Source organism: Nevskia soli, assembly GCF_903970205.1.
In the GTDB taxonomy this organism is placed as follows: Bacteria; Acidobacteriota; Terriglobia; order Bryobacterales; family Bryobacteraceae; genus Bog-113.
Window position 1 is genome coordinate 1 of sequence record NZ_CAJCHS010000042.1, and the last position, 14,814, is coordinate 14,814.

Consider the following 14,814-nt stretch of genomic DNA (forward strand, 5'->3'; position numbering starts at 1 on the left):
AAGGATAACTTCCGGAACGCTATGCAGGTTCAGCTTGCGAAGCACATGCGAGCGGTGCGTATCTACCGTGTAAGTGCTCAAGTTCAGCTGGCTCGCTATTTCCTTGTTGGACTTGCCTTCGGCGACTAACTGGAGGATCTCCCGCTCGCGGCCGGTTAGCAGCTCATAACTATCTTCCTTATCGTCCTCGATCACTTGCTGGCTATCCTGGAGGACCTGAGTAACGCGGGGACTGAAGAACGGATTTCCCTCGACGACCGCGCGGATCGCGGCTATCAGATCGGCCTTAGCGGAGTCTTTTAGCAGATACGCGCGGGCGCCGGCTTTCAGCGAGCGAAGGATATAACTGTCGTCGGAGTGCATGCTGAGGATGATTACGGCAATGTGGAACGGCAAGCCGCAGATCCTACGGGTGGCTTCGATGCCGTTCAGGCCTGGCATGGCGATATCGATCACCGCAACATCGGGGCGGTGCTGTTCAGCCAGAACCACCGCCTCTCTTCCGTCGCTAGCCTCGGCAACTACCTCGAATCCGGGCTGGCGTTCCAGCAGCACACGCAAGCCGTCGCGCAGAATATTGTGATCGTCCGCCAGGAGGATGCGAATCGTCTTCATAGGGCCGCTGCCGCTTGCGGCGTCCTCTCGAAACTCGGCAGCGGCAGTTCAGCTTTGAGTAGCGTTCCGCGTCCCACCTGCGATTCGACTTCGAAGATGCCTCCGAGATTACCGATGCGCTCCGCGATACCGAGCAGACCAAGTCCGCGCGTGCGTTTTGAGTCGAAACCCGCGCCGTCATCCTGGATGCTAATGAGTACTCGACCGGAATCGTGAGTGACGGCGATCTGAACACGGCTGGCATGCGCGTGGCGCGCGCAGTTAGTAAGTGCTTCCTGAGTTATCCGATAGATACAGGTCTTATGCTCTTCCGGAAGATTCTCCTGCAGATCTTCCGCGATGACAGTAACCCGCATACCGGTGCGGCGGGAAGTCTCGCGCGCTTGCCAGTTAAGGGCGGGAAGTAATCCGAAATCGTCCAACATCGACGGGCGGAGGAGCAGCGCCAAGTCGCGCGTGGCCCCCACGCCGCGGCGCGCCAGCTCGCGAATCGACTCCAGACGCGCGCGAAGCTCGCGCTCACCGGCCAATCCCGAACCGATATCGAGCAGGTTCTCGGATTCCAACAGAATGGCCGAGAACGATTGCCCGGCTTCGTCGTGCAACTCGCGCGCAATCGAACGGCGCTCATCCTCCTGAGCGCGGATTAACTTGGCGGATAACTCCCGCAGACCCGCCCTCGCGAGCACGGTTTCTTCCAGCTGTTGCCGGCCTTGCTCTTGCAGACGAAGGATCTCGAAACTCGTGAAAGCGGCGAGCGCGATTCCGCCGATCAGCGCAAGCACGATGCTAAGGACCAGCCCGAGCTGGAGGCGCCCGGACAGTAAGTTCAGTTGATCGTTACCGCGTTGCAGCACGCGATCGTTTAGCTGGGCGATCTGGTCCGCGATCTGCAGCATCGCGGTCCGGCGGGGAATCAGCTCGTTATAGAAGAATTCGTAGCGGTACTCCGCGCGTTGATCCGCCGTCCACGAAAAAGTACCGCTAAGTACGTTCCAGTAACTCTCGATCTGTTTCCGGAGAGACTTGAAAGGGGCAACCTCTTCCGGCTCGAGAGATCGCGAATACTGTTCGATCGCCGATTCCGCATCACGACGCGCGCTATCGAGCGCGGCGATCTGGGCATGAGCGCCCGACGGCTCAGGGGCCAGTAGAGAATCGCGCGCATAGGTTCCCGACAGATAAATCGCCGACCGGATGCGCTCCAGAGTATGATTCCGCTCAAAGAAATGTTGACGGAGCGCGGCATCGCTGGTTCGCAGGTTGTGAAGCAGAACCATCCCGGTTGCGCCCGACGCACCAATCAAGAGAAGCAGGCCGCCGAATCCGTAGAGTAGAACGAAGATGGGTTTCCGTTGCATCGCTGACGCCCAGCCCAGGGCCTGTATTTAGCATAGGATTACCCGAGGCCGGAAAAAATACCGGATAGACGTGATTTTCTTTTGCCGCGTGCTCGTGTAGAAGTAGTTCAGATGGTCTAAAACCCTGAAAAGGAGTAATTGCGAAATGAAGAATGCGATCGTTGCCTGCTCAAGTGGGCTCGCGCTCATGTTGCTTACCGCGGGTTGCGCGAAGAATGTTGCGAAGGTGACCCCGCCCAGTCCACCGGCTCCCGTGGCAGCGGCCAGGCCGGCGCCTGTCAACCGCACGCCGGCGACGACACCTTCGCCTACCGTAGCGTCAAACCGAACGACTTCGGACATGCCGGACACAGATACCAGGGCGCGGATTCAGGCGCTGCTGAATCGGATCGAGGATGTCTATTTCGATTACAACCGCGATAACTTACGGCCGGACGCGCTGGCGGCGCTGAAATCGGATGCCCATACTCTGACCGAGATCATCCAGCAATATCCGAAGTTCCATCTGATTGTGGAAGGATACTGCGACGACCGCGGATCGGAATCCTACAACCTGGCGCTAGGGGACCGGCGCGCCAAAGAAGCTAAAGCGTATCTGGTGGATCTGGGTCTTCCCGCCAATCAGCTGCAGACCGTTAGTTACGGAAAAGAGCGCCCTGTCTGTACGGAAGATACCGAGACATGCTGGCAGAAGAACCGGCGAGCTCATATCACGCAGGAGCCCGATACGGGAGCGGCGGGGTAAGAGTGACTTAGGTGATGAGGAGGATGAAAATGTACCGTTTACTTTTTATCGCGGCGGCAACCGTAACGATGGCGATGGCCAATGATCCCGCGGTGACCGGAACCTGGCAATCGCAATCCAAGCCGGCCGACTCCTTCGTGATCCAGCGCACGGGAGACCAGATTCACCTCCAGGAGATGGACGGAACCAACGTCAAATCCGAATACACATGTAAGCTCGGAGGACAAGATTGCGACGTGGGCCACGGCGAGAAAGTCTCGCTGTGGTTCAACGGCCCGGTGCTGGTCGAGTTGCGGACGCATCATGACGCTGTCGTGAAGCGGCGATTCGCGTTTGCGGACGGCGGCAATCAGATGCAGCTCGAAGTGGATCCCATCAATCCGCCGGGCAAGCAGGACCAGATCATGTACGTGAAGAAGTAAAGCGGGCGGCGCCTGGTCGAAACCCTGGTCCGAAACCCTGGTCGAAACCCATATGCGGAGGGCAGTATACTCCGTCAATGCGGAATCAACTCGCTCTTGTTCTCCTGATACTCGCCTCAGCCGCCACTCACGGCCTAAGTCAGACCGGTTCACCCCGCTTCTCCGTGAGCTTTCCAGTCGAGCGCTCGGCGAAGCCGCTTGACGGGCGCGTGCTGCTGCTGCTCTCCAACAATGACTCGGAAGAACCGCGCATGCAGATCGACGATAGCCCGCGGTCTCAGATGGTATTCGGCGTAACGGTCGACGGGCTGAAGCCCGGCGAGGCGGTCACGGTTGACGACGCGGCTGCCGGGTATCCGATCCGCAGCTTGAAAGACGTTCCCGCCGGAGACTACACGGTCCAAGCCGTACTCAACGTCTATGAGACGTTTCACCGGTCCGATGGCAAGACGATTAAGCTGGCGCCGGACCGCGGCGAAGGGCAGCATTGGAACCTTGCGCCCGGCAATCTGTTTTGTAGCCCGCGTAAAGTACACGTGGGTCCGGGTAGTAAGGTCGCGATCTTGCTGGACCGGGTTATCCCACCGATCCCCGACGAGCCGGATACTCCATATGTACGCCACCTGAAAATCAAGAGCGCCCTGCTCAGTAAGTTCTGGGGCCGGCCGGTGTATCTTAGTGCGGTCGTGTTAGTCCCGGAAGGCTTCGATACTCACCCGAATGCCCGCTATCCGCTGGCGATCTTTCATGACCATTTCGTATCGGGATTCGATGATTTTCGGACGACTCCTCCCGATCCGAACTTAAAGCCCAATTACTCGGAACGGTTTCACCTGGCCGGGTACAACCGCATCCAGCAGCAGGAGGCTTACAAGACTTACGAGCAATGGATCAGCCCCGGGTTTCCGCGGATTCTGGTGGCCAAGCTACAACACGCCAATCCCTTTTACGACGATTCTTACGCAGTGAACTCCGCGAATCTCGGACCCTACGGAGACGCCATCGAAACGGAATTGATCCCTGCGATTGAAAAGCAGTTTCGTGCAATCGGGCAAGGCTGGGCGCGGTTTCTTTATGGAGGATCGACCGGCGGATGGGAATCGCTGGCGGCCCAGGTGTTCTATCCGGATCACTACAACGGAGCGTTCGTGGCTTGCCCGGACCCGGTCGATTTCCGGGCCTATGGCAACATCGACTTATACAAACAAGACAACGCGTTCTACCTTCAGGGCGCCAACAAACAAGTGGAGCAGCCGGCGATGCGGGACTATCTGGGACATACTCTGATTACGGTGCGGGACAACTTAGCTTATGAGGCCGCGCTCGGGGATCACGGGCGGTCGGGTGAACAATACGACATCTGGCAGGCCGTATATGGCCCCGTGGGAGCGGATGGCTATCCGCAATCGATCTTCGATAAGACAACCGGCGTGATCGACCATCAAGTCGCTAACTACTGGCTGGACCATTTCGACTTACGCGCGAAGTTGGAGCGGGAGTGGCCGGCCATCGGGCCGAAGTTGCAGGGGAAGCTGCATATCTACGTCGGAAGCGACGACACTTACTTCCTGAATGACGCGGTCTACCTTTTGGAAGACTTTCTGAAGACGACGGGCACGGCGCCGGGCAGTGTTCCTTATGACGGGGAAGTGCAATACGGTCCCCGCGCGGAACACTGCTGGAACGGCGATCCCACGCTGCCGAACGCTTACTCGCGGCTGCACTACAACACCATGTATCTGCCTAAAATCATGGAACGGATCGCGGCGACAGCACCGGCGGGGGCAGATACGACGAGCTGGCGATATTAGAGGGTGTTTTCAGGGTTTTGGCGAAACCTCTATGAGCCATCCTTCCACATGGCATCCGGTAGCGCAGCACGCTACCGTTCAAGGCATAACGGCTGCGGCGATTGTATTGTCGGTCGTGGTTGCGGCTGTGTTGCAGCCCGGCTATTACCTCCCTCTCCTGGCCGCGGCGGTGCTTTGCACCTGGTTGTTCGGCTGGATAGCCGGGGTCGAAGCCACCCTCGCGGGCGCCATTCTGTCGGACTATTTTTTAGTCGATCCGCGCTATCACTGGAGTCCGATCAGTGCGAAAGATCTCGCCGGACTCATTATCTTCGTAAGTGTTAGTTTGCTCGTGACGTGGCTGACTTCGGCTTGGCGGGGCAGCCGCGATCTGCAGGAATCCATCCTGCAAGGCATGCGAGACGCGCTGGTGGTGACGGACCGGCACGGCGCCATTCTCTACATCAACGCAGCCGCGCAGGACCTGGCCGGGATCACCAGGGAAGAATCGTCGAAGCGCCGCTTCGAGAGCGTTTTCCGGCTGCGTGACGAGGCCACGGGAGCCGACCGCTCGGCGCTGATTTCGGAGATTCTTTCCGGCGCCGCCGTCCCGCAAACCAGCCAGACGTTGCTTACGTCGAAAGACGGCACCGAATATTCGGTGGAGGAGAGCGCCGCGCTGCTTCGGACGCGAACCGGCCGAATCAACGGGGCGATCATCGTTCTCCGCAACACCACGCAGCGCCGCCAGATGCTCGATCAGCTCACCCAGACGCAAAAGATGGACGCGATCGCGAGGCTGGCCGGCGGACTCGCGGGCGAGTTCAATAATCTGCTGACGGTAATCACCGGCTTCGGCGAACTGCTCACCACGGAAATGGCGGCCTCAAATCCGTTGCGGCGTTTCGCGGAAGAGATTCTGGTGGCCGCGGGGCGCGCCGCCGCTCTGACGCGCCGCCTTCTGGTGTTTGGCAAGAATCACTCGATCCCGGCGGAGATTCATGATCTGAACGCGCTGATCACCGCCCTGCAGCCGAAACTGGCCCGTGCCGTCGCGCCGAACGTCGATTTGGTGCTGCTGCCGCGCGCGCGTTCGGGCCGCATCCGGACAGACCCCGGCCAGATCGAGTCGGTTCTGCTCAACTTGGCTGTCAACGGCAGCGAAGCCATGCCGAATGGCGGCAAACTGATTATCGAGACGTACGATTTCGATGCGGCTCCGGACGCACCGGGCCGTTTGCCGGACCTTCCCCCCGGCCAATACGTGCTTCTGGTGATCACCGATAACGGCGTCGGGATGTCGGCCGAGACACGGTCGCGCCTGTTCGAGCCGTTCTTCACGACCAAGACGCAAGTTCAGAGCGCGGGCCTGGGCTTATCGATCGTCTACGCGATCGTGAAACAGCAGGGCGGCAACATCAGCGTGTACAGCCAGCCGGGCGCCGGAACCATCATCGAAATCTACTTCCCGCGCGCCAAAGAAGCGGTTGTCACCCCGGCTCGCGGGTCCCGCCATCGACGCGGGACGGAGACCATCCTGATGGCTGAGGACGAGGAGGCGGTGCGGAAGTTGGTTCATGCGGTTTTGGCGACCAGCGGCTATCGCGTCATTGAAGCGGAGGACGGCAAGCAAGCCCTCGACATGTTCCATAAGAACCCGTCGCAGATCGATTTAGTGCTCACCGATATCGTGATGCCGCAGATGAACGGATATCAGCTTGCCGCGGCGATTGAGAAGCTGGACCCGGCAAAGAAAATCCTGTTCATGTCGGGATTTCGCGATGCGAGCGTGGACGGGGAGTACGAAAACACGCGGCCTTTTCTGGAAAAGCCGTTTACGCCGGAGGTTTTGCTGAAGAGCGTGCGGGAAACGCTGGACGCGAAGAAGACGGCTTGAGATCAGACGAACAGCGGTAATTCCGTCAGCGGTTCGGGATGCCTGCGCGGTGGTGACGCCGATTACGGACGACGCTTCCTACGCTCAGGCGCCGTTGACGTTCCGCGTATAGCACTAGCGGCTTTGGCCGAAGACAATTTCGTCCTCGTCCCGCTGAGGGAACTCTTGGCCCAGATCAAGTACAGAAGGCACGTTTCGATGACCAGCTCAATCAGACCGCCGACCGTCGTCGATCATTTCGCGGATGCTCGAACCTTCTAGCCGTCGGCCTTGGCCGAACTCCAGCAACTCCTGAATGACTTCCGCGCGATCGCGACTCTGCACAACGGGTGCGGGAACCAGATCCGCCACAGCGACGCCCTCCCGGGTAATCGTGACCGACTCGCCTTTTTCTACTCGATCCACCAATTCCTCAAGACGTTTTTCGGCGTCAAGAACATCGACAGACTCCATATTCCCTCAAATCCAGGTTACGGTGAGGGGCCTTTGCCGATCACGGAAATCGCGCCAGCCAAGCGGTATAAAGTCCTCCCGCAACCCGGTACCGATCGATAATCTCCAGCCCGCCGGCCAGGATCGCCTTCTCTGTATCGCCGGCCCGTTCGAACGAATTGGCTCCCAGCAACCAGAACAGAACCACCGCCGCGAAGAAAAGCACGTGGAAAACCGGCAGAAGCGCCGCATGTTGCGGCCGGGAATAGTCGCCGATCAGCCAGATCGCGTCCGGCGAGGCGCAGCTCCGCATGCGCTCGATCAGCCGGGCGCGCGACTGCTGGGGGAAACACGTTAGGACAAACTGCAGCGCAATGAAATCATAGGGTTCCGCGGGCCGCAGATCCGTCATGTCTTCCGTCGACGCGATCACGGTACCAGTCCATCCGCTATCGCGGACGCGCCGTGCTGCCCTTGCAACCATTTCAGGCGCGAGATCGTTCAATGTAATGCGGGGCGGATTTTGCCCGCGAATCAGGGAGAGTGCGAACTGGCCGGTGCCGCAACCGGCGATCAGCGGATTGCGGGGACGCGAAGGCAGGCGATCGACAAACGCGTTGCGGACCCTGGAAAGCGGCTGCAAACTGAGCCGTTCCAACGCGTCCCAGATCGCGGCGACCCGTCCATAGCGGGTGGTCTGAAATTCTTGCGACGGGTGCGCATGTAAAGCGTTCGGAAACGGCAATTAACGTGTTATGCAAAAACGAACAGCGGGTCTCGTGCGCAACCTACTCATCACCCTTACCGTACTAAGCCTGGCAAACGCGCCGATCACGGCGGCAGCCGATACGGCCGTTGCGCTGCCGGCACCCCTCCGCGCGGCGGACACTCGCGTCGAAATCGTTCCCGCCCCGGATGGCGCGGACCTCATCACGTTCTTCCGCAACGGCGTGCCCCAATTAACCATTTTGCGCGATACTCTGGGCGATCCTGCGACCGGCGCGCACCGTTTTCGCCAGGTATGGACGTATTCTTACCCGCGCCCCGGCGCGCTTCAGCGGATAGCGGCCGCTATCCCGTTTTTCTATCATCGCGCCAGTTGGGATAAAGCCAACCCTGCGTCCGCCAAGCCGCCGAAGCCGCTATTCGATCTCTCCGCGCCTGCCAAAGGTACCCCGGCCCGGGTCGCCGAACAACTCGCCCAGATGGATGTGTTCGATACGTACGGAATCCTGGTGCGGGCGCCCACCCGCGCGTATCGGGGCAACACCGGCGATTACCGCGACATGAACCTGGCCCGCTCGCTCGAAATCGTGGACAGCGGGGCGAAGCCGGACGTTCTTCCCGCGGAACTGCGTGATGAAAATTGGGATGAAGTTCGCGGCCGTCTATGGCTTTCGGAGCGCCTGCTGGGCGGTTACGTCGGGGATGAGCGCGCGGAACAGGTAGCCGTCGCCGAGGAGACCGGGTCCGCCGAAACGCGCGGCTCCAACTGGGATTTCCTCCGCCAGTGCGCCGAGGAAAATGGGCTGTATATCGAGCCGTTGATCGAGGAGCCGGGCGCTCCGCGCGAGGCCGTCGTCTGGTTTGCGGACACCCCGAAGACCGTTGCGCCGCGCACTTTCGATGCGCGCTATCTGGGAATTTCCAATCCGTTCGGCGATCCTCAAATGGCACATTGGGACGGCTACACCGCGCAATGGTTTCTGGACCCGAACGGCGTTCGCGTCGACGCAGGCGCCCCCGGCGCGCAACCGGTGCGCATGATTCCGCTCGCTCTCTACGCGCTGGATTATCCTCGCGTTCCTTTGTTACTGATGGATTTCCATAGCGACCGGGCACGGCGCCGCGAAGTGGTGCGCCGCGCGGCCGATCAGATCACCACCGGCATTTTCGGCATCACTCCTTATTCCAGCCTGAGCTGGTTTACGGCGCGCAACACCTATATGTTCGTTCGCGACCGGCAGGGGGCGGCTTTGAACCGCGTGGAGCGCATGAACGCCTATGCGCGGCTGCGGCAGATCCTGATAGAGACGGGCACGAACATCGACCCGAAATTCCGGCGGATGCTGGAAGCGAAACTCGACGGCGTCGCTCTGAACCCGTTCGAGCAGGATGCGGGCGGCGAAGCGGCGCTAGCTGACGCCCAGTATTCCGCGCTGCTGAAATGGGTTCAGTCGCCGGATGGCTTGAGCAAAATGTTAGATCATGAGCGCGCGGCGGAGTACTTCGACGAGACGCATACTCCCGGCCGGCGCGCGTGGATCAAGACGCTCGAAATCGGCAGCCTGGGACTTTACCGGCCCGTCCGTGCCGCTACGCCGGACACGTTGCAGGCGCTGGATCGTTACCGGACGTCCCACTCGCCGGATCGCAGTTCGCCAACGTTGCCCGCCGCAGCCGGACAAACGATCGCCAGCGTTGGGCAATAGCCTTTTGTTCGCTATTTGCCGCATCGCCGTGCTTGTCGCTCTCGCGGTCTTCGGCTGCGAAGGCGCCGTCAAACGTGTGGTTATCTTCAAGTTCGATGGCGTCAACGCCGGCTCGCTCGATCGCTGGCTGGCGCGAACCGATCCCCGTACGGGCCGCAGCGTGCTGCCCTGGATGAATGAGATCTTCGTGCAGCAGGGCACGCGCGTCGAGAACTTCTACGTGCGGGGCATCAGCTTATCCGCGCCCTCGTGGTCGCTGCTCGATACCGGTCATCACCAGGTGATTCACGGCAATGTGGAATACGACCGCTGGACGCTTTTTCCCTACGATTACCTGAACTTCTTTCCCTTTTACTTCAACTACGGCGAGAAGAAGCAGGTGGATATGCCCGGCGTGGAGGTTCTGGACGAAGACGGAATTCCGCTCCTGATCGATCGATTCGCGCCGTTGCAGCGCTGGCAAAGCTTCCAGTTGTATCAGCGCGGCAATCAATGGAGCATCCTGCGTGAGAGCGTGCCGCATCACTTCGAGGGCCGCTCGCCCAAGCAATGGTTCGATGAATGGCAAACCGGTCTGGAGCTCGAGGCCTCCATCGGCCAGGAGCTGGAGCGCGAGTTAATTGACGCGCTGAACGACGACCCGGTGCTCTATCTCGATTTCTTCTCGGGCGACTGGGACCACACCGCGCACTTGACCAACGATCCGGACAGCCAGCTTCGGGCGATGCAGGCGCTCGATGCGGCCGTTGGCCGCATCTGGAACGCCGCGCACGCGGCTCCCGACGGCCCTGAAACTCTGTTCGTCACTGTTTCCGACCACGGCATGAACACGACCCCGGCGGTGATGAGTCAGGGATACAGCCTGGTGCATTGGTTCAACGGCGCGGCGGGCGGCGGACAGCATGTGATCACGGACCGTCACCCCCTTGAAGGCTATAAGCTCAGCGGGCTCGATCCGTTTGTACACAAGGTTCTTAATCCCAGCGCCGAATCGCTGTATCTGCAATCGGACACGCACTACCCGACCGTGGTGCTGGATCTGGATGGCAACGAGCGCGCCGCCATTCAGTTACGATCGAACGCGTGGAACGTAGCGCAGATTCTGCTGCAGCAGGCGAATCGTTCCGCGACCCCTCGAAATGTGAAAGCGGCTTGCCGCGCGGAACTGGCGCGCTGGGCCGAAGCCGAACGGGCTCGCTGGGCGCCGCGCCGCGCCGGACTGCTCTCCGACGTATCTGTACTTGAGCGAAATATCCCTTCGGAAGAAGGCCGCACCTCAAAAGACCTGGAAGTGCGACGGGTTGCGGTACGCGCCGCGGCCGAGCGCACGGAAGCTCACGACTACCACGAATATGTCGCAGCCGTGGACCGCTTCCTCGCGATGCCGCGCAATGCTTCGGACGCATTGGTTCCCAAAGAGTCGCTTGGACCGGCCAATAGCGTGTGGGATCTGCAGCACTACGTGGTCGGCCCGGCCGAGCAGGGCATCGTGCTGACGCCCGAGGGCCGCATCGACATGGACCGCAGCTTTCAACGGGTCGACTACTTTGCCGCATTGCGCGCCATTCGCGTGCGGAATCAGGTACAGAGCGGCATTGGCAATGAGCCCGTCGATTTCACCGCGGTTCCGGTCGACCCGGCTGCGTTTGGGACCGGGCTGACCGGAGCCATCTGGCTTTGTGCCGCGCCGGACCGGCAAGCGATGGTGCTGTCGCGCCAGAACGGCGATCGTTTCGAGATCCAATACTTGCCGGTCGCTAACCTCAGCGGCCGGCCGGATGGCACGGTGAGTTTCGAGCCTGCTCCGCTGAAGCCAGGCCTGCCCCTCCACATCGTTGAGGACCCCAATCTGCGGCTGCCCTCGGGTGACGCGCAATGGCTCAGCGAGTGGCACAGCGATCGCGAGTGGCTCGATGCCCTGCATCTGACGCAATACTCGAATGGCCTGATCGGGCTGACGGAGCTGTTTCGCGCGCCCCAGGTCGAGTCGCCGAAATGGACCGCGTCGCTACCCGATTCCGATCGCAAGTGCCTGCTCGATCTGGCGCGTCTGCGGCGCGAGCTGGTCGCGCCGGACCTCGAAGTTTTTGCTTCGGACCACTGGAATTTCGATGTGCGCAATTTCAACTCGGGCGGCAATCACGGATCGTTCCTGCGCGAATCGACCCACTCGGTGCTGCTGTTCTCCGGCGGCGCGAAAACCGGTATCCCGCATGGCGTTACCGTTACCGCGCCGCACGATTCGCTGGATTTCGTCCCGACGATTCTGAAATTGATGAACCTTCCTGCCGCGAACCTGCCCGGCGCGCCCATAATGGAGTTGACGCCCTGAAATCGCTGCTATGAGCATCATCTTCCACGTCGACATGGACGCCTTCTTCGTGTCGGTGGAAGAGATTTTCGACCCCGCGCTGAAGGGAAAACCCGTCGTGGTCGGCGGGAAGTCGCACGAACGCGGCGTGGTGTCGGCCGCATCCTACGCGGCGCGCAAATTCGGCGTGCATTCCGCGATGCCGCTGCGCACGGCATATCAGCTTTGCCCGTCCGCGATATTTATCGAAGGCCATCCCGACCGCTACCGCGAGTACTCGCACCGCGTCCGCGCGATTCTGGACCGCTTCTCGCCGCTGGTGCAAATGGCTTCGATCGATGAAGCGTACCTCGATATGACGGGCACCGAACGGCTCCACGGTCCTCCGCTCAAAGCCGCGCACCGGTTGCACGAAACCGTGCGCGCGGAAACGGGATTGAACTGCTCCATCGGCATTGCGGCCTCTCGCCTGGTGGCTAAAGTGTCGTCCGATCAGGCCAAGCCGAATGGCGTGCTGTGGATCTATCCCGGTCTGGAAGCGCAGTTCCTTGCCCCGCTCGATATCCGCAAGATTCCCGGGGTCGGCAAGGTTTCCGAGAAGCGGCTGCTCGAGATCGGTATTCACAAGGTCGGCGACCTTGCCGCGCTGGACGATAAGACGCTCGAACAGCGATTCGGTAAATCGGGCCTGGCGCTCGCCGGAAAATCGCGCGGCCTCGATGCGGGCGGCTGGTTCGATGAAGCGATCGGCGAACGGTCGGACCCGAAATCGATCTCGCACGAGCACACGTTTTCTATTGATACCGACGACGAGGGTTTGCTGCATGCGACCCTATCGAAGCTGGCGGAGATGGTGAGCCGCCGCTTGCGCGAGCACGGCCTGCAGGCGCGTACGGTGCAGATCAAGGTGCGCAATCAGGCGTTCGAAACTTACATTCGCGCGCGTACGCTCACCGCTGCGACGGATCTGGATATCGAGATCGGCCGTGAGGCGCGGACTCTGTTTCGCGAGAACTGGCGGCCGGGTACGAAGGTCCGATTGCTCGGCGTTCACGTTTCGCAATTCAGCAAGACCGGCGGCCAACTCGACTTACTGGACGGCGACAAGAAATTGCGCTGGACGGATGCGATGCGAGCCGCGGACCGGCTGCGTGACCGCTATGGCGATGACGCCGTGACGCTGGCCGGTGGAATGCGCGGCAAGTTCCGTGAACGAACGCACGAGGCGCTGGTGGATAAGGCCCGAGATCCCGAACCGCCGTCGTGACACTTCTGATACCTTGTCGATGATGGCCGGAGACTTTTGCATCGAGAAGGCGCTTCTGATGGAGAAGGTACAGTCGACCTTGTTAAAGCTCGCCAAGATCGCTCATGAGCAGAGCGAGGCGTTGGGACGCGGGGACCAGAAGACCGTGATGGCACTCGATAAGGAGCTCGAAAATTCTCTTGGAGAAAAGGAGCGCTTCCTAGGGGCGTTTAACCAACACGTGGAAGATCACGGCTGCTAAAGGGCGGCTGAAAGCTTATTGGCCGCCGATAAACCCGATACACCCAGTTGAAATCGCAGAAAATTACCGGTCGGATCGGCTCTCGTGATACTGTCCCGTATGCCTATCCGCACCCTTTGCGCTTCGGTCATCTTAGCGACGGCGGCATGCGGCGATGTTCGGGCCGCCGCTCACGTCTTCGCATCGCTGACATCAGGCGCCGTTAGTATTTCGCACATCAACAGCGCGACGGGCCGGCAATCCCTCGTTTACCCTACCATCCCCGGCGTCCGATACCTGGCTGTTTCTCCCGGCGGCGGCCAAGCATTGTTTCTGGCCGATTCGAGCAGCCTTGCTGGATTTGTAAATCTAACCACCGGGGCTCTGAGTCCGTCTATTGCGCTCACCGGAACGCCTGCGGCGGCCTTCTTCAGCCAAGACGGGCTGACCGCTTTTGTGATTGGTTCGGACCTCGACCAGAGCGGCGGAGGAGACACGTACACTCTGCATTTATTTGCGATCGATGTGACCACCCAGGCTGTCTCGATCGATCTAAAGTACCCGTCCCTGGCCGGACTGCAACCATGCTGCAACCAAAGTGCGGGTTTCGCGGTTTCTCCGGATGGAACGAAACTATATTTGCCAACCTCTACGGCCGCGGCAGACGTCATCGCGATTTTTTCTTTACCGTCGCTGACTCTGTCGCAAACCGTAACGGTCGGCACGAGTAGCAATATCTTCTACCCCACAACTGTAGCCGCAACGTCGGATGGTGAATACCTGGTGATTGGCGGCAGCAACCAGGACGACGCTCCGATCCTGGCACTCTACAGCGCGAACACTTACCAGGAACTCACCAGCGTGGCCGTCCCGGATCCAAACGAAGCTCAAATCGAAAATCTGGTGGCGTCGCCCACGTCGGGTGCGGTTTACGCGGTGGTCCGGGTGGAGACTACAGGCGATTATGTGACGACGATCAGCACACCGTCCTTGAACCTGTCAGCGCCGTTGGCGCTGACAGCCGACGATTCGTTTGAGGACATGGCAGTCTCCCCCGACGGAACCAAACTGCTCGTGGGCGCATCGATTCTCGATCTCAGTTCCCAAACGTTCCAAGCGTTGAATAGTCTCTCAACATTAGGAGTTCAGGGCGAGTTCAGCGATGCCGGGGATCTGTGGATCGTGAACGAGGACTCGACGCAGATCGCTGTTCTTGAAGAAGGCAACAGCGTGGTGTCCAGCTTGATTTCGGTCGGATTTCAAGGGGCGATTTGTCCGGGGCCGCCGGGGACGATCTATTTCCTGCCCTTGGGGGTTGCCCT

General features: G+C 60.3%; 14 protein-coding genes. 9 read left to right on the forward strand and 5 right to left on the reverse strand.

Annotated elements, in window-relative coordinates; all coding sequences use genetic code 11:
• The 3 genes from H1Y01_RS02140 to H1Y01_RS02150 all read right to left on the reverse strand — a co-directional run.
• Positions 1–615 (reverse strand): response regulator (locus H1Y01_RS02140; protein WP_180538447.1); only part of this gene is annotated, 615 nt, incomplete at its 3' end.
• Positions 612–1,976: a sensor histidine kinase gene (locus H1Y01_RS02145; RefSeq protein WP_180538448.1), complete on the reverse strand. Its 1,365-nt coding sequence runs from the start codon at positions 1,974–1,976 to the stop codon at positions 612–614. The genes H1Y01_RS02145 and H1Y01_RS02140, both read right to left, overlap by 4 nt.
• 27 nt (positions 1,977–2,003) lie before the next feature.
• Positions 2,004–2,318 (reverse strand): hypothetical protein, encoded by a 315-nt coding sequence (locus H1Y01_RS02150; protein WP_180538449.1) that lies wholly within the window; start codon positions 2,316–2,318, stop codon positions 2,004–2,006.
• Here H1Y01_RS02150 and H1Y01_RS02155 point away from each other — a divergent pair.
• The 4 genes from H1Y01_RS02155 (at position 2,317) to H1Y01_RS02170 (ending at position 6,830) form a co-directional block, all read left to right on the forward strand.
• Positions 2,317–2,721, forward strand: a complete 405-nt coding sequence (locus H1Y01_RS02155) for an OmpA family protein (RefSeq protein ID WP_180538450.1) — start codon at positions 2,317–2,319, stop codon at positions 2,719–2,721. The genes H1Y01_RS02150 and H1Y01_RS02155 overlap by 2 nt on opposite strands.
• Before the next feature lie 29 nt (positions 2,722–2,750).
• Positions 2,751–3,143, forward strand: coding sequence for a hypothetical protein (locus tag H1Y01_RS02160; protein ID WP_180538451.1), 393 nt, complete (start codon positions 2,751–2,753; stop codon positions 3,141–3,143).
• A gap of 77 nt (positions 3,144–3,220) precedes the next feature.
• Positions 3,221–4,954, forward strand: coding sequence for an alpha/beta hydrolase-fold protein (locus tag H1Y01_RS02165; RefSeq protein ID WP_180538452.1), 1,734 nt, complete (start codon positions 3,221–3,223; stop codon positions 4,952–4,954).
• Positions 4,955–4,985: 31 nt separating this feature from the next.
• Positions 4,986–6,830: a response regulator gene (locus H1Y01_RS02170; RefSeq protein WP_180538453.1), complete on the forward strand. Its 1,845-nt coding sequence runs from the start codon at positions 4,986–4,988 to the stop codon at positions 6,828–6,830.
• Between the two features lie 207 nt (positions 6,831–7,037).
• Here the strand turns inward: H1Y01_RS02170 and H1Y01_RS02175 are convergent, their stop codons facing one another.
• Positions 7,038–7,283, reverse strand: coding sequence for a type II toxin-antitoxin system Phd/YefM family antitoxin (locus tag H1Y01_RS02175; RefSeq protein WP_180538454.1), 246 nt, complete (start codon positions 7,281–7,283; stop codon positions 7,038–7,040).
• A 40-nt stretch (positions 7,284–7,323) separates the two neighbouring features.
• Positions 7,324–8,007, reverse strand: a complete 684-nt coding sequence (locus H1Y01_RS02180; protein WP_180538455.1) for a class I SAM-dependent methyltransferase — start codon at positions 8,005–8,007, stop codon at positions 7,324–7,326.
• A gap of 10 nt (positions 8,008–8,017) precedes the next feature.
• On the opposite strand from H1Y01_RS02180, the gene H1Y01_RS02185 reads away from it, so the two are divergent.
• From H1Y01_RS02185 to H1Y01_RS02205, 5 genes are all read left to right on the forward strand, one after another.
• Positions 8,018–9,694 carry a hypothetical protein gene (locus H1Y01_RS02185; protein WP_180538456.1) on the forward strand — a complete coding sequence of 559 codons (1,677 nt, stop codon included), beginning with the start codon at positions 8,018–8,020 and terminating at the stop codon, positions 9,692–9,694.
• A gap of 4 nt (positions 9,695–9,698) precedes the next feature.
• Positions 9,699–12,026: an alkaline phosphatase family protein gene (locus H1Y01_RS02190; RefSeq protein WP_180538457.1), complete on the forward strand. Its 2,328-nt coding sequence runs from the start codon at positions 9,699–9,701 to the stop codon at positions 12,024–12,026.
• Positions 12,027–12,036: 10 nt separating this feature from the next.
• On the forward strand, positions 12,037–13,272 hold the full coding sequence (dinB, locus tag H1Y01_RS02195; RefSeq protein WP_180538458.1) for a DNA polymerase IV: 1,236 nt from the start codon (positions 12,037–12,039) through the stop codon (positions 13,270–13,272).
• Positions 13,273–13,291: 19 nt separating this feature from the next.
• Positions 13,292–13,513: a hypothetical protein gene (locus H1Y01_RS02200; RefSeq protein ID WP_180538459.1), complete on the forward strand. Its 222-nt coding sequence runs from the start codon at positions 13,292–13,294 to the stop codon at positions 13,511–13,513.
• Positions 13,514–13,612: 99 nt separating this feature from the next.
• The coding region (locus H1Y01_RS02205; RefSeq protein WP_180538460.1) for a YncE family protein at positions 13,613–14,814 on the forward strand (1,202 nt) is incomplete at its 3' end.